Annotated in this window: 23 protein-coding genes, 1 tRNA gene and 2 pseudogenes; 14 read left to right on the top strand and 12 right to left on the bottom strand. The window is 63.9% G+C overall.

Annotation, left to right across the window (positions count from 1 at the left end; translation table 11 throughout):
- Positions 1-58 precede the first annotated feature (58 nt).
- The gene (locus tag ACS7SF_RS03685; RefSeq protein ID WP_439891729.1) at positions 59-1,000 is read left to right on the top strand and encodes a CobD/CbiB family protein; all 942 of its coding nucleotides are present in this window, start codon (positions 59-61) and stop codon (positions 998-1,000) included.
- Positions 1,001-1,027: 27 nt separating this feature from the next.
- Here the strand turns inward: ACS7SF_RS03685 and ACS7SF_RS03680 are convergent, their stop codons facing one another.
- The 3 genes from ACS7SF_RS03680 to ACS7SF_RS03670 are packed head-to-tail and all read right to left on the bottom strand — an operon-like array spanning position 1,028 to position 3,571.
- Positions 1,028-1,342, bottom strand: coding sequence for a hypothetical protein (locus ACS7SF_RS03680; protein ID WP_439891728.1), 315 nt, complete (start codon positions 1,340-1,342; stop codon positions 1,028-1,030).
- A 28-nt stretch (positions 1,343-1,370) separates the two neighbouring features.
- Entirely contained in the window at positions 1,371-2,318 is a 948-nt protein-coding gene (gene rsgA / locus ACS7SF_RS03675; protein WP_439891727.1) for a ribosome small subunit-dependent GTPase A, read from the bottom strand.
- Positions 2,315-3,571, bottom strand: coding sequence for a M48 family metallopeptidase (locus ACS7SF_RS03670; protein WP_439891726.1), 1,257 nt, complete (start codon positions 3,569-3,571; stop codon positions 2,315-2,317). Before ACS7SF_RS03670 ends, rsgA begins: the two co-directional genes overlap by 4 nt.
- Before the next feature lie 63 nt (positions 3,572-3,634).
- Here ACS7SF_RS03670 and orn point away from each other — a divergent pair, with 63 nt between their 5' ends.
- Positions 3,635-4,282, top strand: coding sequence for an oligoribonuclease (gene orn, locus ACS7SF_RS03665; protein ID WP_426394159.1), 648 nt, complete (start codon positions 3,635-3,637; stop codon positions 4,280-4,282).
- Between the two features lie 9 nt (positions 4,283-4,291).
- Here orn and mog read toward each other — a convergent pair whose 3' ends face one another.
- Both mog and yjgA read right to left on the bottom strand, forming a co-directional pair.
- Complete coding sequence (gene mog, locus ACS7SF_RS03660; protein ID WP_439891725.1) at positions 4,292-4,939, bottom strand: molybdopterin adenylyltransferase; 648 nt, start codon at positions 4,937-4,939, stop codon at positions 4,292-4,294.
- Positions 4,936-5,562, bottom strand: coding sequence for a ribosome biogenesis factor YjgA (gene yjgA / locus ACS7SF_RS03655; RefSeq protein WP_439891724.1), 627 nt, complete (start codon positions 5,560-5,562; stop codon positions 4,936-4,938). Before yjgA ends, mog begins: the two co-directional genes overlap by 4 nt.
- A 71-nt stretch (positions 5,563-5,633) precedes the next feature.
- Between yjgA and pmbA the strand changes: the two genes are divergently transcribed.
- Positions 5,634-7,007 carry a metalloprotease PmbA gene (gene pmbA, locus ACS7SF_RS03650; RefSeq protein WP_439891723.1) on the top strand — a complete coding sequence of 458 codons (1,374 nt, stop codon included), beginning with the start codon at positions 5,634-5,636 and terminating at the stop codon, positions 7,005-7,007.
- A 63-nt stretch (positions 7,008-7,070) separates the two neighbouring features.
- Here pmbA and ACS7SF_RS03645 read toward each other — a convergent pair whose 3' ends face one another.
- Together ACS7SF_RS03645 and ACS7SF_RS03640 are read right to left on the bottom strand one after the other, a co-directional pair.
- Positions 7,071-7,574 carry a dihydrofolate reductase gene (locus ACS7SF_RS03645; RefSeq protein ID WP_426394151.1) on the bottom strand — a complete coding sequence of 168 codons (504 nt, stop codon included), beginning with the start codon at positions 7,572-7,574 and terminating at the stop codon, positions 7,071-7,073.
- On the bottom strand, positions 7,571-8,365 hold the full coding sequence (locus ACS7SF_RS03640; protein ID WP_439891722.1) for a thymidylate synthase: 795 nt from the start codon (positions 8,363-8,365) through the stop codon (positions 7,571-7,573). The genes ACS7SF_RS03645 and ACS7SF_RS03640 overlap by 4 nt, the downstream gene beginning before the upstream one ends.
- Positions 8,366-8,624: 259 nt before the next feature.
- On the opposite strand from ACS7SF_RS03640, the gene ACS7SF_RS03635 reads away from it, so the two are divergent.
- Positions 8,625-9,623 (top strand): threonine dehydratase, encoded by a 999-nt coding sequence (locus ACS7SF_RS03635; protein ID WP_439891721.1) that lies wholly within the window; start codon positions 8,625-8,627, stop codon positions 9,621-9,623.
- On the opposite strand, the gene ACS7SF_RS03630 is transcribed toward ACS7SF_RS03635, so the two are convergent.
- Positions 9,620-10,321, bottom strand: coding sequence for a TerC family protein (locus ACS7SF_RS03630; RefSeq protein ID WP_439891720.1), 702 nt, complete (start codon positions 10,319-10,321; stop codon positions 9,620-9,622). The genes ACS7SF_RS03635 and ACS7SF_RS03630 overlap by 4 nt on opposite strands.
- Before the next feature lie 515 nt (positions 10,322-10,836).
- Between ACS7SF_RS03630 and egtD the strand changes: the two genes are divergently transcribed.
- A complete protein-coding gene (egtD, locus tag ACS7SF_RS03625) occupies positions 10,837-11,883 on the top strand; it encodes an L-histidine N(alpha)-methyltransferase (protein ID WP_439891719.1) in 1,047 nt (348 codons plus the stop codon).
- Positions 11,884-11,958: 75 nt separating this feature from the next.
- Entirely contained in the window at positions 11,959-13,266 is a 1,308-nt protein-coding gene (locus ACS7SF_RS03620) for an SUMF1/EgtB/PvdO family nonheme iron enzyme (protein WP_439891718.1), read from the top strand.
- Between the two features lie 73 nt (positions 13,267-13,339).
- Here ACS7SF_RS03620 and ACS7SF_RS03615 read toward each other — a convergent pair whose 3' ends face one another.
- A complete protein-coding gene (locus ACS7SF_RS03615; RefSeq protein ID WP_439891717.1) occupies positions 13,340-15,214 on the bottom strand; it encodes a DEAD/DEAH box helicase in 1,875 nt (624 codons plus the stop codon).
- Between the two features lie 421 nt (positions 15,215-15,635).
- Here ACS7SF_RS03615 and ACS7SF_RS03610 point away from each other — a divergent pair, with 421 nt between their 5' ends.
- Entirely contained in the window at positions 15,636-15,824 is a 189-nt protein-coding gene (locus tag ACS7SF_RS03610) for a hypothetical protein (RefSeq protein WP_009277350.1), read from the top strand.
- A gap of 120 nt (positions 15,825-15,944) precedes the next feature.
- Here the strand turns inward: ACS7SF_RS03610 and ACS7SF_RS03605 are convergent.
- Positions 15,945-16,019 (bottom strand) — tRNA-Arg (locus ACS7SF_RS03605).
- Between the two features lie 284 nt (positions 16,020-16,303).
- On the opposite strand from ACS7SF_RS03605, the gene ACS7SF_RS03600 reads away from it, so the two are divergent.
- Positions 16,304-16,519: a hypothetical protein gene (locus ACS7SF_RS03600; protein ID WP_439891716.1), complete on the top strand. Its 216-nt coding sequence runs from the start codon at positions 16,304-16,306 to the stop codon at positions 16,517-16,519.
- Between the two features lie 130 nt (positions 16,520-16,649).
- Positions 16,650-17,630: a Kdo hydroxylase family protein gene (locus ACS7SF_RS03595; RefSeq protein WP_439891715.1), complete on the top strand. Its 981-nt coding sequence runs from the start codon at positions 16,650-16,652 to the stop codon at positions 17,628-17,630.
- 58 nt (positions 17,631-17,688) lie between these two features.
- On the opposite strand, the gene ACS7SF_RS03590 is transcribed toward ACS7SF_RS03595, so the two are convergent.
- Entirely contained in the window at positions 17,689-18,600 is a 912-nt protein-coding gene (locus ACS7SF_RS03590; RefSeq protein ID WP_439891714.1) for an amino acid ABC transporter substrate-binding protein, read from the bottom strand.
- A gap of 489 nt (positions 18,601-19,089) precedes the next feature.
- A complete protein-coding gene (locus ACS7SF_RS03585) occupies positions 19,090-19,296 on the bottom strand; it encodes a hypothetical protein (RefSeq protein WP_439891713.1) in 207 nt (68 codons plus the stop codon).
- Between ACS7SF_RS03585 and ACS7SF_RS03580 the strand changes: the two are divergent.
- The 5 genes and pseudogenes from ACS7SF_RS03580 to ACS7SF_RS03560 all read left to right on the top strand — a co-directional run.
- A pseudogene (locus tag ACS7SF_RS03580) lies at positions 19,250-20,290 on the top strand (ABC-F family ATP-binding cassette domain-containing protein); the annotation flags it as partial. The gene ACS7SF_RS03585 and the pseudogene ACS7SF_RS03580 sit on opposite strands and share 47 nt — an antisense overlap.
- Positions 20,291-20,494: 204 nt before the next feature.
- Positions 20,495-20,806 (top strand): annotated as a pseudogene (locus ACS7SF_RS03575) (ATP-binding cassette domain-containing protein); the annotation flags it as partial.
- A gap of 33 nt (positions 20,807-20,839) precedes the next feature.
- Complete coding sequence (locus ACS7SF_RS03570) at positions 20,840-21,370, top strand: hypothetical protein (RefSeq protein ID WP_439892685.1); 531 nt, start codon at positions 20,840-20,842, stop codon at positions 21,368-21,370.
- 158 nt (positions 21,371-21,528) lie between these two features.
- A complete protein-coding gene (locus tag ACS7SF_RS03565; RefSeq protein ID WP_439891712.1) occupies positions 21,529-23,514 on the top strand; it encodes a DNA topoisomerase IV subunit B in 1,986 nt (661 codons plus the stop codon).
- Between the two features lie 14 nt (positions 23,515-23,528).
- Positions 23,529-24,422, top strand: coding sequence for a lytic transglycosylase domain-containing protein (locus ACS7SF_RS03560; RefSeq protein WP_439891711.1), 894 nt, complete (start codon positions 23,529-23,531; stop codon positions 24,420-24,422).
- Positions 24,423-24,464: the final 42 nt, after the last annotated feature.

The raw sequence follows: 24,464 nt of genomic DNA, 5'->3' as shown, positions 1-24,464 counted from the left end.
TGCTATCGTCATGCACATCGCATTCACGGCGTGAAACGCGCCTCGCAACACCCTTCCCATGACCTTTTTCTCCGTACTCTGCGCGCTGATCCTCGAGCAATTCCGTGCGCTCAGCCGGGATAACCCGATCTACGATGTTGTGCGCGTGCTGGCCGCACGGGCTGAAGAATGGTTCGACACCGGCCATCGCCGCGATGCTGTGCTCGCGTGGTGCGTGGTCACGCTGCCGGCTGTGTTGGTTGTGGCGCTGGTGCACTACCTGCTGTCGTCGATCAGCCTGGGGCTGGCGTTCTTGTGGAACGTGCTGATGGTGTATCTGACGCTCGGTTTCCGGCAGTTCAGTCACTACTTCACCGACATCCATGAGGCGCTGCGCAGCGACGACATTGTCACCGCGCGGCTGCTGCTCAATGAGTGGTCGGGGCGAGACACCACTGACATGCCGGTCAACGAGGTCGTTCGCCACACGCTCGAATGCGCGATCGTGGCGGCGCATCGTCACGTGTTTGGCGTGTTCTTCTGGTTCTTGGTGCCGATTGGTCCGGCGGGCGTCGTGCTCTACCGCGGTGCCGAATATCTGGCGCGCCACTGGAGCGATACATCGACAGAGCGCAGTCCCGCGCTGGGCCTGTTTGCGCGTCAGGCGTTCTTCGTCATCGACTACGTTCCTGCGCGATTGACTGCGATCGGCTTCGCCATCGTCGGCAACTTCGAGGACGCCGTCTACGCGTGGCGCAATCGCGCGGCCAAGTGGAGCGATGAAGTGAACGGCATCCTGCTGGCCGCTGGTGGCGGTGCGCTGGGCGTACGTCTGGGCACGCCGATCGCGCAGCGTGATTCCGCAGAGAGCATTGCCGATGAGGACGGCGCCTACCCGATGGAAGTCGGGCAGGAGCCCAATGTGCGCACGTTGCAGTCGGCGGTGGGCTTGGTGTGGCGCGCCGTGGTGCTATGGATGCTGCTGCTGGCGATGCTGTCGATCGCCGTGTGGCTGGGTTGAGGCGGCACCGCGTCTTGTTCTAGCGGCTCAGGCCGCATCCTCGCGGTCTTTGCCGCAGCGCCAACATTGGGCGAACTGCGGCTCATGCAACTCTTCACAATGCACGCAGCGCCAAGCGGGGCCGGTGGGTGGGTGCCGCGCCTGGTCGAGCAGCGCTTGCGCCTGCGCTTCCTGTGACGCATTCACCAGCCAGACCTGCGCCGCGCAATCTTGTGGCGGAACATCCCCCGCGACACTGCTCAGATAGATGTTGCGCAGCTCGGTACGAATGCCAGCGGCGGACAGCACGTTCTGCCAGTGTGCTGCCATGCCAAGCGATGGACTGCTGATCAACAGTTTCATCCCAGCCTCCCCGAACTTCGTTTCCCCGTTACCAGGGCTTCTGCTGCTCCGATTCGTGCAACAACTGCGCGTAGAGCTGGTGCCGGCGCGGATCGATTTTGCCGTCGGCCATGGCCCCCAGGATGCCACAGCCGGGCTCCTTGAGATGGCGGCAGTTATAAAAGCGGCATTCGGTCAGGCGCGAGCGGAATTCGGGGAAAGCGCGTTCCAGCATGCCTTCGCTCAGGTGGTGCAGGCCGAATTCCTGGAAGCCCGGCGAGTCGATCAGCACACCCCCTTGGCCCCAGTCGGCGGGCAGGTGATAGAGGCGCGTGAACGTGGTCGTGTGCTTGCCAGAGTCGAGTTTTTCAGAGATCTCGCGTGTTTGCGCGTCCACGCCCGGGATCAGCAGATTCAGCAGCGACGATTTGCCCATCCCCGACTGTCCGATCAGGATCGACGCGCGCCCGGCCACGTGCGGTTCTAGCGCGGCGTGCGCGGCCTCGGGCGCGCCGTGTACGGTCAACTCGACGATCGTGTAGCCAAGCTCCCGATACAGCGCCAGTCGCGAGCGGGCCGTCTCCAGGCGTGCGGTCAGGTCGATCTTGTTGAGCAGGATCAGCGGTGTGATGCCGAGCGATTCTGCGGCAACGAGCGCGCGGCCCAGCAGGTCTTCCGAAAAGCTTGGCTCGGTGCCGAGCATGATGACGACCTGGTCGAGGTTGGCCGCCAGCATCTTCGACTTGAACTGATCGGAGCGGTAGAGCAGGTTGCGGCGCTCATCCACCCGCACGACCACACCTTGGTCCACTGCGGTGGCTTCAAAAACGACTCTGTCGCCGACGGCGCATTCACTGCGCTTGCCGCGCGGAAAGCACTGCAGATAGCCACCGCCTTCGCGTTCAACCAAATAGTGACGACCGTGCGCGGCGATGACGAGACCGTGTTCGCCGGCGGCGGTCTGCTTCTGGGCGCGGCCCGGTTTGCCCCGGGTCATGCGCCAGCCTGCACAAGGCGTGCGACACGCTGCGACGCTGTCGGGTGCGAGTAGTAGAACGTCGAGTAGACCGGGTCCGGCGTGAGCGTCGAGGCGTTGTCCTGGAACAGCTTGACCAGCGCCGAGACGAGTTGCTTGGCGTCCGCATGCTCGGCGGCAAAGGCATCGGCTTCGTACTCATCCTTGCGCGAGGACAGGCTCGCCAGCGGCGAGATGAAGAACGTGAACACGGGCAGCACCAGGAAGAACAGCATCAGCGCGAGCGCGTGATTGTCGGAGAGCAGGTTGGGTGCCACGCCCAGGCCCAGGTAGAACCACGTGCGCGTCATCAGCCAGCCGAGCAGCGCCAGCGCGCCGAGGCTCAGCACGAAGGTCACGGCGATGCGCTTGGTGATGTGATGGCGCTTGAAGTGCCCCAGCTCATGCGCGAGCACCGCTTCCATCTCCGACGGGTTCAGCCGTTCGAGCAACGTGTCGAAGAAGACGATGCGCTTGGTGGCGCCAAAGCCGCTGAAATAGGCATTGCCGTGCGCGCTGCGACGGCTGCCGTCCATGACGAACAGGCCCTTGCTGGCAAAGCCGCAGCGCTTGAGCAGGCTTTCGATGCGCGTGCGCATTTCCTCGTCCTGCAGCGGGGTGAACTTGTTGAAGAGCGGCGCAATGACGTTCGGGTAGATCGCCTGCACAAACAGCATGAACGCCATCCAGACGATCCAGGTATAGAGCCACCAGTACGTGCCCATCTTGTTCATCAGCCAGAGCACAGCCAGCAACAGCGGCAAACCGAGCACGGTGCCGATGGCCATCCCCTTGAGGTTGTCGGCCAGCCAAAGCTTCCACGTCATGCGGTTGAAGCCGAAGCGCTCTTCCACCACGAACTGCGCATACAGCGAGAACGGCAGTTCGATGAAGCTGCTGATGACGATGACCGACACGATGAGCGCTACGCCGTAGGCATAGCCCGGTCCGAACACGCCCAGCCAAGCCTGGTTGATCCAGTTCAAGCCACCGAACAGTGTCAGCGCGATCAGCAAGGCAGCCTGAACCGGCACTTCCAGCATCGCCAGGCGGGTGCGCGCGATGGTGTAGTCGGCAGCCTTCCGGTGCATGTCCAGCGTGATGGATTCGGCAAATTGCGCGGGGACGGCATCACGGTGGCGCGCCACGTGACGGATCTGCCGCGCGGCCAGCCACAACCGTGTGGCGGACATCAATACAAGGGCAAGCAGGAAGACGACAGTAAAGGCGGGCATGTGGGGAAACACCTATCAGATATGCGAAAATTATAGCCTTCAGTCATTTTCTCAAGGCATTCCGTGAGTACTTCTGCACCCCAGCCAGCCGCATCGTCCGCGACCCCCAGCCGTGTTGCCGCCAAGAGCGATAACAACCTGGTCTGGCTCGACATGGAGATGACCGGCCTGAGCCCCGAGAACGACCGCATCATCGAAGTGGCCGTGGTGGTGACGGATTCGGAGCTGAACATCGTGGCGGAAGGGCCGGTGCTGGTGATCCATCAGTCCGACGAGCTGCTCGATGGCATGGACGCTTGGAACAAGGGCACGCATGGCCGTTCGGGCCTGATCGACAAGGTCAAGGCCTCGACCACGACGGAAGCGGAGGCGGAAGCCGAGCTGCTGGCCTTCCTCAAGAAGTGGGTGCCGAAGAGCAAGTCGCCGATGTGCGGCAACTCGATCTGCCAGGACCGCCGCTTCATGGCGCGCTACATGCCCAAGCTGGAGGAGTACTTCCACTACCGCAACCTGGATGTCTCCACGCTCAAGGAGCTGTGCAAGCGCTGGCAGCCGGCCATTGCCAAGGGCTTTACCAAGCACCAGCGGCACACCGCCCATGCGGACATCATCGAGTCGATCGAAGAGTTGCGTTATTACCGCGAGCACTTCATCCGTGATGAGCGGCAGGCACCGGAAGCCGAAGCGCTGGCCTCCTCGGTGGCGCCGTAAGCTTCAGCCTTAAACCTGCAACGGTTTCGCGCGGACAGCGTGCTTGGGGCGCCAAGCCTTGACCACGCTGTCGTGTGTTTCAACATAGGGCCCGCCGATCAGGTCGATGCAGTACGGCACGGCAGCAAAGATGCCGGGCACCGTGGCACGGCCTTCCACATCCCTCAAGCCTTCCAGCGTTTCCTTGATGGCACGCGGCTGACCCGGCAGGTTGATGATCAACGCCGCGCGGGACGGCGTTTCGCGGATCACCGCCACCTGACGCGACAGAATCGCCGTCGGCACGAAATGCAGGCTGATCTGGCGCATTTGCTCGCCAAAGCCGGGCATTTCCTTGGTGGCGACGGCCAGCGTTGCCTCGGGCGTCACGTCACGGCGGGTTGGACCCGTGCCGCCGGTGGTCAGGACCAGGTCACACCCGGCGTGGTCGACGAGGTCGATCAGCGTTTCAGCAATCGTGGCCTGATCATCCGGAATCAGCCGTTCCACCCCCTGCCACGGGGACGACAGCGCGGCGCTAAACCAGTCCCGCAGCGCCGGAATCCCTTCATCCTGATACGTGCCGGCCGAGGCGCGGTCCGAAATGGACACGAAGCCGACGAGCAGCTCGTCGGGATGGCGGCGGGTGAGCGGGGTGGAAGTGGCGGAGGCGGTCATGCTTCGTCGCCTTCGGCTTCGGGTTGATCGGCTTCGCCGTCGTGATCGCTGTCGCGGTTGTTGCCTTCCAGGGCGTGTTTAACCATCTGGAAGATCTCGCGCGACGACTTGGGCGGCTTGGCCAGTTGTGCTTCCTTGCGCGCATTGCGCACGAGCGTGCGCAGGGCTTGCACGTCCGTATCAGGGTGCGCTGCAATGAACTCAGTGATGGCGTCGTCGCTGGCGATCAGGCGGTCGCGCCAGCGCTCCATGGCATGCAGACGCGCCGTTTCCGCCTTGGAGGCGCCAACGAAGGTAGCCAGCACGCGCCGGATAGCTTCGACTTCTTCGTCGGTCAGGGCGCGCATCAGCTTGCCGATGTACTGCATCTGGCGGCGCTTGCCCTCGTGGGCGGTGGTGCGCTTGGCCTCGCGCAGGGCGTCGACCAGCTTCTCAGGCAGCGGTACCTTGGCGAGTTTGTCCTTGGGCAGCGCTTCCAGGGCGGTGCCCAGGTCTTGCAGGGCGTTCACCTCGCGCTTGCGCTGCGATTTGCTCTTGGGCGTATCCGGATCGTCCTCGTCACCAATGTCTAGGCGCTCGACGGGTTGCAGATACGTGGGGTTGTGTCGGGATGCTCGGCTCATGGCGCGCATTGTATCTTGCTATGATGGGCGTTTCCGCCAAAAACGGCCCCAAGTTTTCCTCTTCCTTGCCTATGTCTCAAACGCTCGATTCCAAGACCGCCCCAGTGTTCGCCTACCGCCGTGAACAGCTCGAAGAGATGGCCACCGATGTGCTGCGCATTGCACGCGAACTCGGCGCCACCGATGCTGCGACGGAAATCTCCGAAGGCCAGGGCCTGTCGGTCACGGTGCGCAAGGGCGAGATCGAGACCATCGAGCAGAACCGCGACAAGATCGTCGGCGTGACTGTCATGCTGGGCAAGAAGCGCGGCAACGCCAGCACGTCGGATTTCTCGCCGGCGGCGCTGCGCTCCACGGTGGAGGCCGCGTACAACATTGCCCGCTTTACGGCCGATGACGACGCTGCCGGCCTGGCCGAAGAAGAACTGCTGGAGAAGCATCCGCGTGACATGCAGCTCTATCATCCGTGGACGATCGATGCCGAGGAGGCTGTCGAAATCGCCCGCGCTGCGGAAGCGGCCGCCTTTGCCGTGAGCCCCAAGATCCGCAACAGCGATGGCTCGAGCATTTCCGCCCAGCATTCGCACTTCGTCTTGGCGACGTCGCGCGGGTTCATGGGTGGCTATCCGTATTCGCGTCACTTCATTTCGGCCGCGCCGATTGCCGGGTCGGGCGCGCATATGCAGCGCGACGATTGGTACTCGTCCAAGCGTTCGCCCAAGGATCTGGCCGCGCCGGAAGCCATCGGCAAGTACGCTGCGGAACGCGCGCTGGCGCGTCTGTCCGCTCGCCGGCTGACCACACGCAAGTGCCCGGTGCTGTTCGAGGCGCCGCTGGCTGCGGGCCTGCTGGGTGCGTTTGTGCAGGCGGTGTCGGGTGGTGCGCTGTATCGCAAGTTGACCTTCCTGCTCGATACGCTGGGCAAGGAAGTCTTCGCGCCGCACGTGCAGATCAAGGAAGACCCGCATGTGCTCGGCGGCATGGGCAGCGCGCCGTTCGATGAAGAAGGCGTACGTACGCGGCGTCGCGATGTGGTCAAGAACGGCGTGGTCGAGGGCTATTTCCTGTCGACGTATTCCGCGCGCAAGCTTGGCATGCAGACCACCGGCAACGCTGGCGGCTCGCACAACCTGACGCTGTTCTCCGACAAGACGAAGCCTGAGGATGACTTTGCCGGCATGCTGCGCCGCATGGGCACGGGCCTGCTGGTGACCGAGCTGATGGGCCAGGGCGTGAACTACGTGACGGGCGACTACTCGCGCGGCGCCTCGGGCTACTGGGTCGAGAACGGCGTGATTCAGTACCCGGTGGAAGAGATCACGATTGCAGGCAACCTGGGCGAGATGTTCCGCCAGATCGTCGCCATCGGCGCGGACGCGCTGGTGCGCGGTACGAAGGAAACCGGCTCGATCCTGATCGAGCAGATGACGATTGCTGGCGAATAAGCTACCGCACCGAAATGAAAAACGCGCTCGAAACTGAGCGCGTTTTTTGTTGCCCTCGGAGGGTTACTGCTCGTCCGAAGGCGGGCGTTCGTACGTGACGAAGGCGTAGTCGAAATCGTTGGGCGCGGCCGCATGATGCGTCTCGCGTGCGACCTCGTGCCAGACCTTCGGGTCCAACTCCGGGAAGTGCGCATCGCCTTCGAAATCCGCATCGATCTCAGTGACGATCAAGCGATCCGCGCTGGGTAGGGCATCCGCATAGAGCTGAGCGCCACCGATCAGGAAGATCTGCTCGACGCCAACACACAGGCGCTGCGCATCTTCCAGCGAATACGCAATCTCGCAGCCCGGCAGCTCCAGCTTGGCATTGCGCGTGACGACGATGTTGCGGCGGCCCGGCAGCGGGCGACCGATCGAATCGTACGTCTTGCGGCCCATCACGATCGGCGCGCCCATGGTGGTGCGCTTGAAGTGCGCGAGGTCTTCGGGCAGGCGCCAGGGCAGCGTGTTGTCGCGGCCGATCACGCCGTTGCGGGCGCGGGCGACGATGAGCGTGAGGATGGTCATACGGCGACAGGTGCCTTAATCGCGGGATGGCTCTGATAGCCGACGATCTCGAAGTCTTCGTACTGGTAATCGAAGATGCTCTCGGGCTTGCGCTTGATGTGAAGCTTCGGGAGCGGCAGCGGTTCGCGCGCGAGTTGCGTTTCGACCTGTTCGAAGTGGTTGTTGTAGAGGTGGCAGTCGCCACCGGTCCAGACGAAGTCGCCGACGTCCAGGCCGGTCTGCTGCGCCACCATGTGCACCAGCAGCGCGTAGCTGGCAATGTTGAACGGCACGCCGAGGAAGATATCGGCGCTGCGCTGGTAGAGCTGGCACGACAGCTTGCCGTCGGCCACGTAGAACTGGAAGAACGCGTGGCAGGGCGGCAGCTTCATGCGCGGGATGTCGGCCACGTTCCAGGCCGAGACGATCAGCCGGCGCGAATCGGGGTTGCGCTTGATCTGCGCGATCAACTCGGCGATCTGGTCGATGTGCTCGCCGTTGGGCGTCGGCCACGAGCGCCATTGGGAGCCGTAGACGGGGCCCAGTTCGCCGTCGGCGTCGGCCCATTCGTCCCAGATCGTCACGCCGTTCTCTTGCAGCCAGCGCACGTTGGTCGAGCCCTGGAGGAACCACAGCAGTTCATAGACGATGGACTTGATGTGGACCTTCTTGGTGGTCACCAGCGGAAAGCCGTCCTGCAGGTTGAAGCGCATCTGGTGGCCGAACACGGAGCGCGTGCCGGTGCCGGTGCGATCGGCTTTGTCGGTGCCATGTTCGTAGACATGGCGCATCAGGTCGAGATAGGGCTGCATTGCGGCTCGGTGGACCGAAAAAATATCTAAAAAAGGATCCAAACAAGATCGAGCCGCATTGTAACGTGCCGTGTCAGAAGCAGTCGGCAGTCCGCAGAGCAGTACTTGGCGCACTCAGCTGTGCTGGTAGTGTCCGAGAACTGGCTCGGTTGAACGGGCGACACAGTTGGGCTGACAAATCGCGGAATTGTCGATGTTCCGAGGTATCGCAGGCGGGCAAGATGAGGCCATCGCTTCCCACTGTCTGCTGGAGATCGCCATGTTGTCTACCCACCCCGTTTCACTCGACCGCACTGCCGAATTGCGCCATCTGCGCGCGGCCGCTGAGGTCGTTCATGCGGTGGTGGCTCCCACACCGCAGTACTGTTGGCCACTGCTCTCGCAGGCGCTGGCCGCGTCAGTGTGGGTGAAGCACGAGAACCACACTGAAGTGGGCGCCTTCAAGGTGCGTGGCGGTCTGACCTATCTGCACGCGCTGCGTTGCCGGGAACCGCAGCTGCGCGGTGTGATTGCAGCGACACGCGGCAACCATGGTCAGTCGATTGCGTTGGCGGCACGCCGGAGCGGCATGACGGCCACGATCGTCGTGCCGCACGGCAACAGCGTGGAAAAGAACGCCGCCATGTGTGCGCTCGGCGCCGAGCTGATCGAAGCGGGCAATGATTTCCAGGCAAGCCGTGAATTGGCAGAACAGTTGGCAACCGAACGCGGCCTGCACTTCGTGCCCTCGTACCACGAGGACTTGGTTGCCGGCGTGGCGAGCTACTGGCTGGAGTTCTTTGACGCGACGCCGCTGGACGTGGTCTACGTGCCGATCGGCATGGGCTCGGGTATCAGCGCGGCCGTGCAGGTGCGCGATGCGCTGGGTCTCTCGACGCGGATTGTCGGTGTCGTTTCAGCGCACGCACGATGCTATGAATTCGCGTTTGCGAGTGGCGCCGTGGTGTCGGCGCCCGTGTCGACGCTGCTGGCCGACGGGCTGGCTTGCCGCACGCCGGATGTGAAGGCACTGGAGGTGATCCGTGCCGGCGTCGATGAGATTGTCGCGGTGACAGATGATGAGGTGGCAGAGGCCATCCGCCTGTACTTTTCGACCACGCACAACGTGGCGGAAGGCGCTGCTGCCGCAGCCCTGGCGGGTGCATGGCAGCAGCGCGGGCGGATTGCCGGCTTGCGCGTGGGTTTGCCGCTGACCGGCGGCAATATCGATCGTGCCTTGCTGGCACAAGTTCTCGCCGGTCAGCCGATTCAGGCTTAGGCCTGTTGCGCTTGCTCCTGGCGGCGGCGCTGCACGAGCCAGCCGCCGCCCAGTACGATCGCGAACACCAGGGCATACACCGCCCACCCCAGCGGGCGTTGTTCTGCAAAGAACGGCTTGAGAACGGGCTCGGCCACGATCATGTGCGCCGCCGTGTAAGCGAGCACCGCTGCACCACCGTAGATGATGACCGGGAAGCGCTCGATCAGGCGCAGCACCACGCCGCTGCCCCACACCACGACCGGTACGCTGATCAGCAGGCCCAGCACCACCAGCAGGAAGCTGCCGTGCGAGGCGCCGGCAATGGCGAGCACGTTGTCGATGCCCATGACCGCGTCGGCGATGATGATGGTTTTCATGGCGCCCATCAGCGTGGTGCTGCCGGTACCGTGTTCGCCGTCATCCTGGCCGTCGTCGGCCAGCAGCTTCCAGGCAATCCACACCAGTGCCAGGCCGCCCACCAGCATCAGGCCCGGAATCTTCAGCAGCCATACGACCGCCAGCGTCATCAGGGCACGCACGACAATCGCGCCGGCTGCGCCCCAGAGGATGGCCTTCTTCTGCAACTCGGGCGGCAGGTTGCGCGCGGCCAGCGCGATGAGGATGGCGTTATCGCCCGCCAGCACAAGGTCGATCACGATGATCGAGGCCAGCGCTGCCGCAAACTGCATGGTGAAAATGTCAGACAACCATTCCATGGTGGCTCCAGGTCAAAACAACAATAAAAACCGGTTGACCGAATTGCATGGAATGCTGGGACGAGACGCTTTGCAGACCATGAAATCCGGTTGCAAAGGTCTTGCTCGACACAAACAGGTTGGGAACCTGCTGAGCCGACACGACCGGAGGCGATTTTCTGCCTCGTCTTGACGATCGTGCCTGGGGCTGAAGAACCCCCGAGCTACTCCCCTTTGAGGAAGCCCGTATTGTAATGCAACAGATGCATGTTGCGCTGCAAAAATGCGACGTCGGCGTTGCAGGGCGATCTGCGTGCTTTTTTCACCAGCCGTGCCGATTTTTACGCTCGCCGACATGCAACGTTGCCGCGTTCTCGGGTGAAAGAACGGTGGCGCTGTCACAAGGCGGCGTCTACGCTGCAATTTTGCCGGTGCCGACCTGTGCACTGGCAGTGCGGAGCCCTTGGCACATTTCTCGCTGCCAGCGGCCTTCATGACCATGCAACACCGTGCCGTTCCACCCAAGGGGAGACACCATGCAGGCCACCAAGCCGTCCGCCGATGCCTATGCCCGCCGCGCGCTGGCCCGTCTGATCCAGCCGCAGCCGACCGTCGACGCCGTCGGCGCAGGGCTGACCTTCTACCAGCTCTTTACCGAAGATGATGCGGTGCTGCGTGCGGAGGCCGAGGCTGGCTTGCTCGCGCCCGTGGCGAGCGTGAGCCCCAAGTTTTTCTACGATGCGCTTGGCTCGCGCCTGTTTGAGGCCATCACCGATCTGCCCGAGTACTACCCGACCCGTACCGAGGCGGCCATCTTCAGCCTGCATGCCGCAGAGATTGCGCTGCGCGTCGGGCGCGGCGCCACGCTGATCGACTTGGGCGCGGGCAATTGCGAGAAGGCGGCGCGCCTGTTCCGTACGCTGGCGCCATCGCGCTATGTGGCGATCGATATCTCGGCGGATTTCCTGCGCGATACGTTGCGTGCATTGGCGCGCCAGCATCCGCAATTGCCGATGGTGGGCATTGGCGCCGACCTGTGTGCACCCCTGGTGCTGCCCGATGCGGTGGGCGATGGGCGTCGCGTTTGGTTTTACCCCGGTTCGAGCCTGGGCAATTTCACGCCGGAGGAGGCGCGCGGCTTCCTCTCGCGCCTGCACGAAGCGTCCGCGCCGGGGGATAGCGTGCTGATCGGCATTGACCTCATCAAGGACGCGCGTCGGCTCGAGGCTGCTTATGACGATCCGCTCGGCGTGACGGCGGCGTTCAACCTCAATGTGCTGCGCAACCTGAATCGCCTGCTGGGGGCGAATTTCGACGTGCGCGACTGGCGACACGTCGCGCTGTATCGCGCAGACGCCCACCGCATCGAGATGCACCTGGAAGCCCAGGGCGATGTCACGGTGCGCTGGGGCAAACAGGCTCGCGCCTTTGCCATGGGCGAGCGTCTGCACACCGAGAACTCCGTCAAATACGATCTGCCCGGTCTGCAAGCCATGTTTGCCGACGCCGGATTCGAAGACCTGCATGCCTGGACCGACGCAGGTGGCGACTTTGCCGTCTGCCACGCCAGCGTCGGCCGGTAGCGCACGAACGCAATGGCCGGAGGGCAGGGAAGCCCGGTGCGATAATGGACCGATCCCCGCCCGAGGTATGCCGCGATGGCTGAATTCTTCATGCTCCCAGATCCGACCTTCATCGGATCACTTCCTGACTGGACCGACGGCCGGCGCCTGCCACGCCAGGGCATCGCGCACAGCCTGGTCGACGCGCGCAACCGTACGTTGGCGTTGCTCGCCGCGTTTGGTGATACGCAGCGCGGTTGGCAGATCGAACGTGTGGAGCATCATGCGCCGCCGCTCTGGACGCTCGGGCAGCTTGCCTGGTTTGCGGAGTTCTGGTGCCTGCGCGAGCCGCGCCGCGTCAAGAACGAAACCATCGAAGACGGCACTGGCGCCGAGTGGGCCGTGCCGCGCTGGCAAGCGACGCTGCCCGCCGCGCTCGATGGCGCAGACAGCTTCTTCGACATGGACCGCATGCCGCCCGACGCCTGCTGGGAGCTGACGCTGCCCGGCATTGCGCTGATCAAGCAATACGCACACGACGTGCTCGACCGCGTGCTGCGCAAGCTGGCCACGCTCGGCACCGACGATGACGCTGCGCTGGAGCCGTTCCGCTGGGCCGTCTTTCACGAAGATCTGCGCGCCGAGCATCTGCACGGCTTGCTGCAGATGCTGGGTTTGCAGCCTGCGGGGCAACCGCCGCTGGCCGCTGTGGCGGTACCTGCTGCGCAGACGCTCTCGCTGCCCGGCGGCCGTTTCCAGATGGGCTGGCCGGATGCGGACGGTTTCTTCTTCGACAACGAGCGCCCGCCGTATCGCACCTACGTGCCGGCCTTCGAGATCGACGCACAGCCTGTGACGAACGGCCAATACCTCGAATTCATCGAAGACCGCGGCTACGACCACCCTCAGTGGTGGTCGCCGGCCGGCATGGAGTGGCTGATGATGCAGGAGCGCTCCGCGCCGCTGGGCTGGCAGCGCAGTCTGGATGAAGGGGCCACGCGCACCTGGCAGGCGCTGCGTTACGGCGAGCCCCGCACGCTTAACCGCGACGAACCCGTGCGCCACGTCAGCCTGTACGAGGCGCAGGCATGGTGCCGCTGGGCAGGTCGGCGCCTGCCGACCGAAGACGAATGGGAAATGGCAGCCGTGCAGGGCCGCGCTGGTTTCCATTGGGGGCAGGTTTGGGAGTGGACTGCGTCGCCGTTCGAGCCTTACCCGGATTTCACCCCGGGCGCCCCGCACGGACGCGTGGCGCGCCTGTCGGTGCCGCACTTCATGACGATGCAGACGGTGCGCGGCGCTGCCGCCCACACCCCACAACGTGCGCGGCACGTTCGCTTTCGGGGTTTTCTGCTGCCTGAGCGCGATGACGTCTTCGTCGGTTTTCGAACGTGTGCGCTTTGAGATCGCGTTTGGCGCAGACAAAAGAAAAGGTCCCCGTAGGGACCTTTCTTATTGGGGCGATGCGCTCAGCTGATCAACGATCGAAATCGCGCGAACGGCCCTTGCTGCCGTAGCTGTCGCGGTTACCGTCGCGATTGCCATAGCTGCTGTTGCTTCGGCGGGCAGCGCCATTGCCGTTGTCGTTGCCAAAGCGGCTGCCGCCGTTGTTGTCGCCGAAGCGACGCGGTGCGCCTTCGCGGTTGCCGTAGCCCTCGCGATTGCCGTCACGGTTGCCATAGCCGCCGCCATTGCTGTTGCCGTAACCGCGGTTGCCGTCTTGCGTACGGGCCGGGCGCTGTTGCCAGTCGCCACGGTTTTGCTGGCCTTGGCCGTACGACTGACGCGGGGCGCGGTCGTCACGGTTCCATTCGCGTTGGCCACCTTGGTAGCCGCCGTTGCCGTTGCGATCATCACGACGCGGGGCAAAGCCTTCGCGATCGCCGCCGAAGCTGCGCTGGAAGCGGCCTTCGCTGTTGCCGCCATTGCCACCGTTGCCGCCTTGGCGTGCGCCGTAGCCTTCGCGCTGGCCGCGGTAGCCGCCGCCACCGTTGTTACCGCGATAACCACCACGGTCACCGCCGGCACGCGGGCCGCCGGTGCGCGGCTTGGGCGAGCGCTTCGGCTCCAGGCCTTCCACCACCGAGGCGTCGATGCGGCGATCCACGAAGCGCTCGATGCGGCGCCATTGGAACGTGTCGTTGTGGTTCACCAGGTTGATGGCGATACCGCTACGGCCGGCACGGCCCGTACGGCCGATACGGTGCACATAGTCTTCGGCTTGCTTGGGCAGGTCGAAGTTGACCACGTGCGTGATGTCCGGCACGTCGATACCGCGGGCCGCCACATCGGTGGCCACCAGCACGCGCAGCTGGCCGCGGCGCAGAGCCGTCAGCGTACGGTTGCGCGCGCCTTGGTGCATGTCGCCGTGCAGGGCGCCGGCGGAGAAGCCGTGCTCGGTCAGGCGGTCAGCCAGCGAGTCGGCGTCACGCTTGGTCGCGGTGAAGACGATCGCTTGTTTGAGCGACGCATCGCGCAGCAGGTGGTCGAGCAGTTGCTGCTTGTGCGAGACGTCGTCGGTGAAGTGCAGGCGCTCTTCGATGTTGCTCTGGTCAATCTTGGCGGCAGCGATTTCGATACGCTGCGGGTCGCGCATCATGCGCTCGGCCAGTTGTTCGATCCGGCGGTCCATGGTGGCCGAGAACATCAGCATCTGACGCGTTGCGGGCGTGGCACCGACGATGGCTTCGATGTCATCGGCAAAGCCCATGTCGAGCATGCGGTCGGCTTCATCGAACACCAGCATGTTCAGCGCCGACAGGTCGATGCGGCCCGAATCGATGTGGTCGAGCAGACGGCCCGGCGTGGCGATGATGATGTCCGGCATGCGTGCGAGCATGTCGAGCTGCTTCGGGTAGGGCATGCCGCCCAGGATGCTCGCGCAGACGATGCGGCGCATGTGGCGGCCGTACTGCGACGCGGCGGTCGTCACCTGCAGGGCGAGTTCACGCGTGGGCGTGAGCACCAGCAGCGACGGCTTCGCCGGGGCCGGGCGAGGGCGGCGGCCCTTCATGCGTTGCGGCGGGCCGTCCATGCGCGGGCGCTGCGGCTCAGGCTGCTCGCTGATGCGCTGGATGGCCGGCAGCATGAATGCGGCGGTCTTGCCCGAACCGGTCTGGCTCGTGACCAGCAGGTCGCTGCCTGCCAGGGCGGCCGGAATGGCTTGCGCCTGCACCGGCGTCGGGGTGGTGTAGTTCACTTCACCCAGCGCACGAACGATGCGTTCGTCCAGGCCCAGCTCAGCAAAAGCGCTGGCACGAGTCGCGGCGTCGGCGATGAGATTGTCGGAATTCGGGGTAATCGTGGTTTCAGCGTGCGCAATAGCGCCGCTGCCGTCTTGAGGCTGCGTCATGTCGAATAGCTTTTAAGTAAGGCTGCCGCGCCAACCGCATCAATGGATGCGAACGGCGGAAATGGGATACGGCGACCGGTTAATCACGGGCGTCGGCGCCAATCGGATAAGGCCGGTTCGACAGACGGGCTGCAGAACGGACAGGCGGGGGAGTGGGCCGGCCTCAAGCTGAATGTGAGTCACATGGATCAGCGAGGTGGGGCGGCGGTCCCTTCGGCGTGATGTGAATCCACGCGGGAGATCGGAGACGATGCCAAGCACAGTGGCAATCGGCTGCGCATGCACTCAGGGCAGTAAGCAGCCAAGTTGTGGACTATAGCACGATTTTTTGCAGTGCGTCAAAGAAATATTGCGGCGGTTGCCGGATCGGATGCGCGGCCTATACTCGAAACACCGGCCACATGCGGCCGCTAAGGGGCGGATGATGGAATTCCCGATGGCCTTCTCCAACCTGTACCTGTTGCTCGCCGTCTGCGTGGCGGGCGTGATCGGACTGGCGTCTGCGCCACTGGTGATCCGAGGCGCGCGGGTAGGGATCCGCGTGCTGCTGACGATCATCGGGGTGCTGATCGGGCTGCTCTTGCTCGAAGCGCTGCCGGTGTTGACCTAGGGTTGACCCAGACTGGCCCGGGGCCATCCGCAACCATAGGCCCGCCCGCTGGTGGCGGGCCTCGTCGTTTCTACGGCCGAAGAACAAAAGCCAGGCGGTTTGCCTGGCTTTGCGGTGTGCTGGTCCCGCCGACAGGAATCGAACCTGTATCTCACGCTTAGGAGGCGCGTGCACTATCCATTGTGCTACGGCGAGTGACCTGCCCGAGTGAGCGCAAGGCCGCCCGAGCGAGCGGCGATTCTACGCAATTTGCGCGACCAAGACCAGACGACCCCGGGGTACCTTCCTTCCACGAAACGGCGATGACGCCCCGGCTTCTGTGGGCAATGGCCCACGCTCCACCCCGGCTTTCACCGGCGCAAACGCTAAATAAAACGAACGATCGGTGAAGGAAACAGATTTAAGTATTACGAACTTTGCGCAAATGTTCACCGACGTTATGCTTCTCCACCCAATCCAGACATCCCTATGCGACCAACATGCTGACATCCGAAGAGCGGGACGATCCGTGGACGGTGGAGCCGTCGTTGGAGGGCATGCTCCCTAGGCAGCGGCACGGCACGCTTGCCCGACCCATCTACTTTCGGCACACCGACACGCCGGATGGCCACGTCATCAAACAATTCCCCGATGGCTCGCGCCAGCTCGTGCGCTTTGTCGGTTTGGAAGAGCAGGTCGTTAAGCACTTCCTGTAATCCGGCGCATACGGGCCGCTCATTGCCGTGATGGCATGTCTGTCACTGCAATGTTGTGTCTTTCAGCGATGCACTGAGATGGTGAACGCACTATCATTCGCCATTATTTAAGTAAGTGCGTGATTTGTGTATGAGCAGTCTGCAACCGGGGTTAGTGCCCGCCCAACCTGTACCGCTTGAGCCGTTTGCGGCAGATGAAGCCGCGCCTGTGACAGCGCCCACCATTGATATGGTCGTGCCGTGGCCGGTGCATGAGTGGGCGCCTGCCGTGACGCTCAACGAAGCCACTGCGATGCGCACTGCGCTGGAGCGCGGCAACGTGCTGCACTTTCCTGCGCTGGACTTTCCGCTGAATACCCGTGAACAGCGCTTTCTCGATGCGCGCTGGTCTGATGGCAAAACGAAGAACATCAACCTGCGCGCGAACGACGCCACGGTGCGCGGGGCAGTTGGCTCGCCCGCCGACCTGCGTGACCTGACGGCCCTGATCCGCCGTTACGCCGATGCTGCGGAGCGTCTGGTGCTGAACCTGTTCCCGGATTACGGTCCATACCTCAAACGCGCCGGCACATCGCTGCGGCCCGCGGAGATTGCGGGGCGGCCCGTGAGTTGGCGCAAGGACGATACGCGCTTACATGTCGATGCGTTTCCGTCGAATCCGTTGCATGGTCAGCGGCTCCTGCGCGTATTCCACAACGTCGATCCGGACGCTGCGCGCGTCTGGCGCATCGGCGAGCCGTTCGCGGACTTTGCGCAGCGCTTTGTGCCCAAGACGCGCGCCATGCTGCCCGGTCAGTCCTGGCTGATGCACAAGCTGCGCGTTACCAAGCGCCCGCGCTCGGAATATGACCACCGCATGCTGCAACTGCATGATCTGGCCAAGGCGGACCTGCACTATCAGCAAAGCGCCCCGCAGCAGACGTTCGAGTTTGCACCTGGCGCAACGTGGGTGGTCTTCAGCGACCAGGCATTGCACGCAGCCATGCATGGCCGCGCGATGATGGAGCAGACCTTCTATCTGGACCCGGTGGCGATTGCCGATCGCACGCATTCGCCCGAAGCGGTGCTGTCGCGCATGCTCGGCAAGCCGATGCTGCCGTCGCAGCGTTGATCGTGCACCCATAAAAAACGCCGCCTGGTATGGCGGCGTGGATGGCTCACGGCTTCGTTCAGTCTGCGACCTTGTCGCTCGGATACTTGAATGAATCGCGCAGCAGGAAGCTCATCGGAATATCGAGCTTCGCGCCCTTGGGCGGAATCGGTTGCTGGAACCACTTCTTGTAGAGCTTATCGGCTTCGTAGTCGAGGATAACGTTTGTCATCGCGCGATCGACAAGTCGCTTGAACTCCGTGTCGTCCTTGCTGAGCATGATCGCGTAGGGTTCGACGGTCAGCAGATCGCCTACCACGGCAAAGTCGGCGGGGTTCTTGGTGTTGGCGCGAAAACCGTAGAGCAGCACATCGTCCATTGCAAAGGCGTCGGCCTTGCCGGACTCGACCATGGCAAACGCTTCCGCGTGTTCCTTGGCTTCAAGGATTGTCATGCCTAGCACGCGCGCGTCATTCACCTTGCGCAGTTCAGTGATGTTGGTGGTGCCTTTGGTGGACACTACGGTCTTGCCACGCAAGTCGTCCCACTTGTGGATACCCGAAGACGTTTTCACGATCATCCGGCTGCCGGCGATGTAGTGCGGGATGGTGAATGCCACTTTTTCGCGGCGCTCGCGGGTGTTGGTGGTCGAGCCGCATTCGAGCTCGGCCTTGCCCTCGGCGATGGTCGGAATCCGCGAAGACGACGTGACCATGACGTACTGCACTTTGAGGTCCGGCCGCTTCAATTCCGTGCGCAGCTTGTCGACCACGCGTAGGCACAGGTCGACGGCATAGCCGATGGGTTTTTTGTCGGCATCGTAGAACGAGAAGGGCACGGAGCTTTCGCGATGCGCGATGCGGATGACGCCCGTGTCGCGGATGCGGTCGAGCACCGGTGTGGAAGACGCCAGCGCTGCGCCGGGCGAAAGAATGGACAGCGAGATGGAAAGCAGCGCGGCGCAAGGCAGCGTGCGCTTGAAGTACAGCATGGTTGTATCCCCCGGAAAGAAAAATGGCGGCCCGCCTTATCGTTATGCCCGGCTCATGGCCGGAGGGCCTGCCGCATGATAAGACGCGATGGCGCAACGTGCTGGCCCGGCTTTTGTAGTGTTGTAAGCAGGCAGCAAGGCCGATTGAACCCTCTAGAAGCCGAGCTTGAGACGGTCGCCCCGTTATGGTGCGCAGCGCGCACCTCGTGTGTAAAAACCGCTCGCCAGCGGGGATGCTCGACACGGTCCCGGTGCGGCATGCGCATGCTTGACGCGGCATGCGTTGTTGCGGTGCAAACCCGCATAGTGCTTGGCGTTGCGGAAAGAAACCGGCGTTTTTCCCTACCGGGTTTGTCCTGACTGCCCGAGAGCGAAAAGGGGCGCTATGCTGCGCCCATGTCTTGTTCGCAAGGCATCGAGGAGAGACTCTTCCGGCCCGCCGAAAGCGGGCCGTTTTCTTTGGTGCGACCTCTTTGGCGCGATCGCGTTCTAGCGCTGATCGGGCAGCACGCCCGCTGGTTGGGACGATTGCCGGGGCCAACTCGAAAACGCGAAGATCCACAGCGCGATCAAATTCACCAGCGGCACAACCACCAGCAGCGTCCACCATTGAGAGAAACCGGTGCGCAGCAAGATTTGCCGCACCGGGATGCCTGCCACGATCAGAATGATCAACAGCCCGAACAGTCCGCGCATGGGTGCCCCCTGGCTTGATGTGGATGGGCGCCGCGCAAAAAGGGCACGCGGCGGCACAAGCGTTATAGCACCCGCGCAGGCAAGCGCAATGGCGGCGGCCGTACAATACGCGCCTTCCGGCCCTCTCCGGCCTTATCTGGCCCGCACCCTTTTTCACTCCAGCATGGCCCTGTTTTCCATTACCGATGCGCAACTGGCGTTCGGCCACGTGGCGCTGCTCGACCACACCGATTTCTCGTTGGAGGCCGGCGAGCGCGTTGGCCTGATCGGCCGCAACGGCACCGGCAAGTCGTCGCTGCTCAAGATCGTGGCGGGCACGACCGCCCCCGACGACGGCCTGATCGCCCGCCAGAGCGGCGTCACCTCGGCTTATGTGCCGCAAGAGCCGGTGTTCGATCCTGACCAGACCGTGGCTGAAGCCGTGGCGCTGGGCGTGCCGCACGCCGCCGGCCTGCTGGCGGAATACGAAGCGCTCGTCGCATCGATGGGGGAATCCCACGATGAAGAGGCGCTGCACAAGCTGCATGCACTGCAGGCGCAACTCGACGCCGCCGACGCCTGGCAATTGCACACGCGCGTGGAAACGACCATCGCGCAGCTTGGCCTGCAGCCGGGTGCGCGCATCGGTTCGCTCTCTGGCGGCTTGACCAAGCGCGTAGCGCTGGCGCAGGCGCTGGTGGGCGCGCCGGACATCCTGCTGCTGGACGAGCCGACCAACCACCTCGACTACGACTCCATCCGCTGGCTCGAAGACCTGCTCCTGGCCTTCCGCGGCAGCGTGCTGTTCATCACGCACGATCGCGCGTTCCTCGACCGCGTCGCTACGCGCATCATCGAGTTGGATCGCGGCATGCTGCGTTCGTACCCGGGCAATTTCACCGCGTATCAGGAACGCAAGGCGCAGCAGCTCGAAGCCGAAGCGCTGGAAAACGCCCGCTTCGACAAGCTGCTCGCGCAGGAAGAAGTGTGGATCCGCAAGGGCGTCGAAGCCCGCCGCACGCGCAGCGTCGGCCGCGTCGCGCGGCTGGAGCAGATGCGTGTGGACCGCCAGGCGCGCCGCGAGGTGCAGGGCAACGTCAAGCTCGAAGTCTCGCAGGGCGACCGCTCCGGCAAGATCGTTGCCGAGTTGACCGACGTGACCAAGCGCTATGGCGACAAAACCGTCGTCGACACCTTTACCGCCACCATCATGCGCGGCGACAAGGTCGGTATTCTCGGCGCCAACGGTGTCGGCAAGACCACACTGCTCAAGCTGATCCTCGGCGAACTCGCGCCCGATTCAGGCACGGTGCGCAACGGCACGAATTTGCAGGTCGCGTACTTCGACCAGATGCGCGCGCAGTTGGACCTGAATCGGTCGCTGGCCGACACCATCAGCCCCGGCAGCGACTGGATTGAAGTCAACGGCCAGCGCAAGCACGTGATGAGCTACCTGGGCGACTTCCTCTTCGCGCCCGAGCGTGCGCGCTCGCCGGTGGCGTCGCTGTCGGGCGGCGAGCGCAACCGGCTGCTGCTGGCGCGCTTGTTTGCGCGCCCGGCCAACGTGCTGGTGCTCGATGAGCCGACCAACGATCTGGACATCGACACGCTGGAACTGCTGGAAGAGCTGCTGCAGGAATACAGCGGCACGGTGTTCCTGGTCTCGCACGATCGCGCCTTTGTCGACAACGTCGTCACCTCGGTGATCGCGGCCGAAGGCGAGGGCCGCTGGCGCGAATACGTGGGCGGGTTCTCGGATTGGCAGACGCAGTCGGCCCGTTCCGCGCAGATCGCCCAGGCCGCCAAGCCCGTCGCCGAAGAAAAGAAGCCTGAAGCCGCCAAGCCGCGCGAGCGTGCCACGGTCAAGCTCAGCTATAAGGAACAGCGCGAGCTGGACGCGTTGCCCGCCACCATCGAGGCGTTGGAAACCGAGCAGAAACAGGTCAACGCCGAACTGGCGGACGGCACGATCTACGGGCGGGACCCCGAGCGCGCCCAGAAGCTGGCCGAGCGCCACGAAGCCATCGAGCTGGAACTGCTCGAGGCGCTTGAGCGCTGGGAAGCCCTCGAAGGCAAGCGCGCCGGCACCGCGTAAAGCACCTACATGTCAGCGGGATGTTGACCGAATGTCGGTTAAAGGTCGCATCCCAACGCTGACAATCCCTGCGCATTGTTCAAGACAGCTTCCTTTACAATGCGCGCTGCATTCCGGCGCTCAGGGCAGACCCTGAGCCCGCCAGCTTTCCGCCTTCCATGAGCAAAACCTCCCAATACAGCGAATCGTCGATCAAGGTCCTCAAGGGCCTGGAACCGGTCAAGCAACGGCCGGGTATGTACACGCGCACCGACAACCCGCTGCACATCGTGCAGGAAGTGATCGACAACGCCGCCGACGAGGCGTTGGGCGGCTTCGGCAAGCTGATTGCCGTGACGCTGCACAAAGATGGCAGCGTGAGCGTGGAAGACGAGGCGCGCGGCATTCCCGTCGGCATCCACCCGGAAGAGGGTGTGTCGGTGGTCGAGATCGTCTACACGCGCCTGCACGCGGGCGGCAAGTTCGACAAGGGCAGTGGCGGCGCGTATGCGTTCTCCGGCGGTTTGCACGGCGTGGGCGTGTCGGTCACGAACGCGTTGTCGACGCGGCTGGAAGTGACGGTGTGGCGCGACGGCAATGTGTCGACGCTCGCGTTCTCTGGCGGCGACGTCATCGAGCCGCTAGCCACCCGCAAGGCCGAACGCGGCGAGAAGAAGAGCGGCACCCGCGTACGTGCCTGGCCCGACGCCAAGTACTTCGATTCCGAGAACATTCCGCAGGCCGAACTGCAGCGTTTGCTGCGCAGCAAGGCCGTGCTGCTGCCGGGCGTGAAGGTCACGCTCACGCTGGAAAAAACCGGTGAGACGCTCGAATGGCAATACGCCGAGGGTCTGCGCGGCTATCTGGTGGAAGCGCTCGCGCAGGGCAGCGGCGCCGAGCCGGTAATCCCCCTGTTCGAGGGCGAGCATTTTGCCGACCCGGACAAGCCCGGCGAAGAAGGCTTTGCCTACGGCGAAGGTGCCTCGTGGGTGGTGGCCTGGACGGAAGAGGGCTCGCCGGTGCGCGAGTCCTACGTCAACCTGATCCCGACGCCCGCGGGTGGCACGCACGAATCCGGTTTGCGCGAAGGCCTGTTCCAGGCTGTGAAGAGCTTTGTCGAGATGCACGCGCTGCTGCCCAAGGGCGTCAAGCTGATGCCCGAGGACGTGTTTGCGCGCGCCTCGTTCGTGCTGTCGGCCAAGGTGCTGGACCCGCAGTTCCAGGGCCAGATCAAGGAACGCCTGAACAGCCGCGATGCCGTGCGGCTGGTGTCCACCTTCAGCCGCCCGGCGCTGGAGCTGTGGCTGAACCAGCACGTCGACCACGGCAAGAAGCTGGCCGAACTCGTCATCAAGCAGGCGCAGGCCCGCACGCGCGCGGCGCAGAAGGTCGAGAAGAAGAAGGGCTCCGGCGTGGCCGTGCTGCCCGGCAAGCTGACCGATTGCGAATCCGACGACATCACCCGCAACGAACTCTTCCTGGTAGAGGGTGACTCCGCCGGTGGTTCGGCCAAGATGGGCCGCGACAAGGAATACCAGGCCATCCTGCCGTTGCGCGGCAAGGTGCTGAACACGTGGGAAACCGAGCGCGACCGCCTGTTCGCCAACAACGAAGTGCACGACATTGCGGTCGCCATTGGCGTGGATCCGCATGGGCCGAACGATACGGTGGACCTCTCCGGCCTGCGCTACGGCAAGATCTGCATCCTGTCCGATGCGGACGTGGACGGCGCGCACATCCAGGTGCTGCTGCTCACGTTGTTCTTCAAGCACTTCCCGCAGTTGATCGCGCGCGGGAATGTATGCGTGGCGCGCCCGCCGCTGTATCGTGTCGATGCGCCGGCGCGCGGCAAGAAGCCCGCGCAGAAGCTCTACGCGCTGGATGACGGCGAGCTGGAAGCCATTGAAGACAAGCTGCGCAAGGACGGCGTCAAGGAAGGCGCCTGGCAGATCTCCCGCTTCAAGGGCCTGGGCGAAATGAGCGCCGAGCAGCTCTGGGAAACCACCATGAACCCCGACACCCGCCGCCTGCTGCCCATCAAATTGGGCGAGCTGGGCGAAGAGCAGACCATCGGCGTGATGAACATGCTGATGGGCAAGGGCGAAGCCGGCGCACGCCGCACGTGGCTGGAAGCGCGCGGTAACGACGTCGAAGCCGATATTTGATCGCTGACCGAACGATGAAGCTGTTCCGACCGCTGTTTCAATACAGCGCATTCGCATTGACGGCGCTGGCCCTAGTGGCCAGCATGCCGGCGCGTGCGGACGTCTACGGCTACATCGACGAAAACGGTCTGGCGCATTTCGCGTCCGAGCGCTTGGATGACCGCTACGTGCTGTTCATGAAGGGCGCGGCGGTGGCCAGCAAGGCCGACGACAAAGGCGACAGCGCCATCGCTCTGCCGGTCGGTGAACTGCCCGACGCCGACACCTACCTCAACGCCACCAAGCGCGATGCGCTCGACAACGCCGGCATGCGTCAACGCCTCGTGCGCGCGGTGCTGCAGCACCCGAACGTGCCGACGGTCGAACCGCTGATCCGCCAGGCCGCGAGCAAGCACGGCATCGACCCTGCGCTGGTGAAAGCCGTGATTGCCGCTGAATCTGGCTTCAACCCGCAAGCCGTGTCGCCCAAGGGTGCGATCGGGCTGATGCAGGTGATTCCGGACACGGGCGCGCGCTACGGCGTGACCGGCGACGCGCGCCGCACGGCTGCGCAGAAGCTGGCCGACCCGAAGACCAACATCACTACCGGCGTGCGCTATTTGAGCGATCTGCTGCGCATGTTCTCGGGCAACCTCGAACTGGTGCTGGCCGCCTACAACGCCGGTGAAGGCGCAGTGCAGAAGCACGGCAACGACATTCCCCCGTACGCCGAGACGCAGAATTACGTGAAGACGGTGCTGCAGTTCTATCGCTACTACAACCCGGTTGCCGCTGTGCCAGGGCTGATGAACGTGAGCGCCAACGGTGTCATGGCCACGCGCAAGCCTGGCCGCACCGGCCGCCCGACCCGCATCGAACTCGTATTGGACCCGGCCACCGGCGTGGCCACCAACATCCCCCAACATTGATCCTGGCGGCGCCGCACCTTTGAAGCGCGCCGCTTTCGCTTG

The sequence above is a fragment of the Ralstonia sp. 25C genome (assembly GCF_051904805.1).
GTDB lineage: Bacteria > Pseudomonadota > Gammaproteobacteria > Burkholderiales > Burkholderiaceae > Ralstonia.
This window is presented reverse-complemented; position numbering and strand designations above follow the sequence as displayed.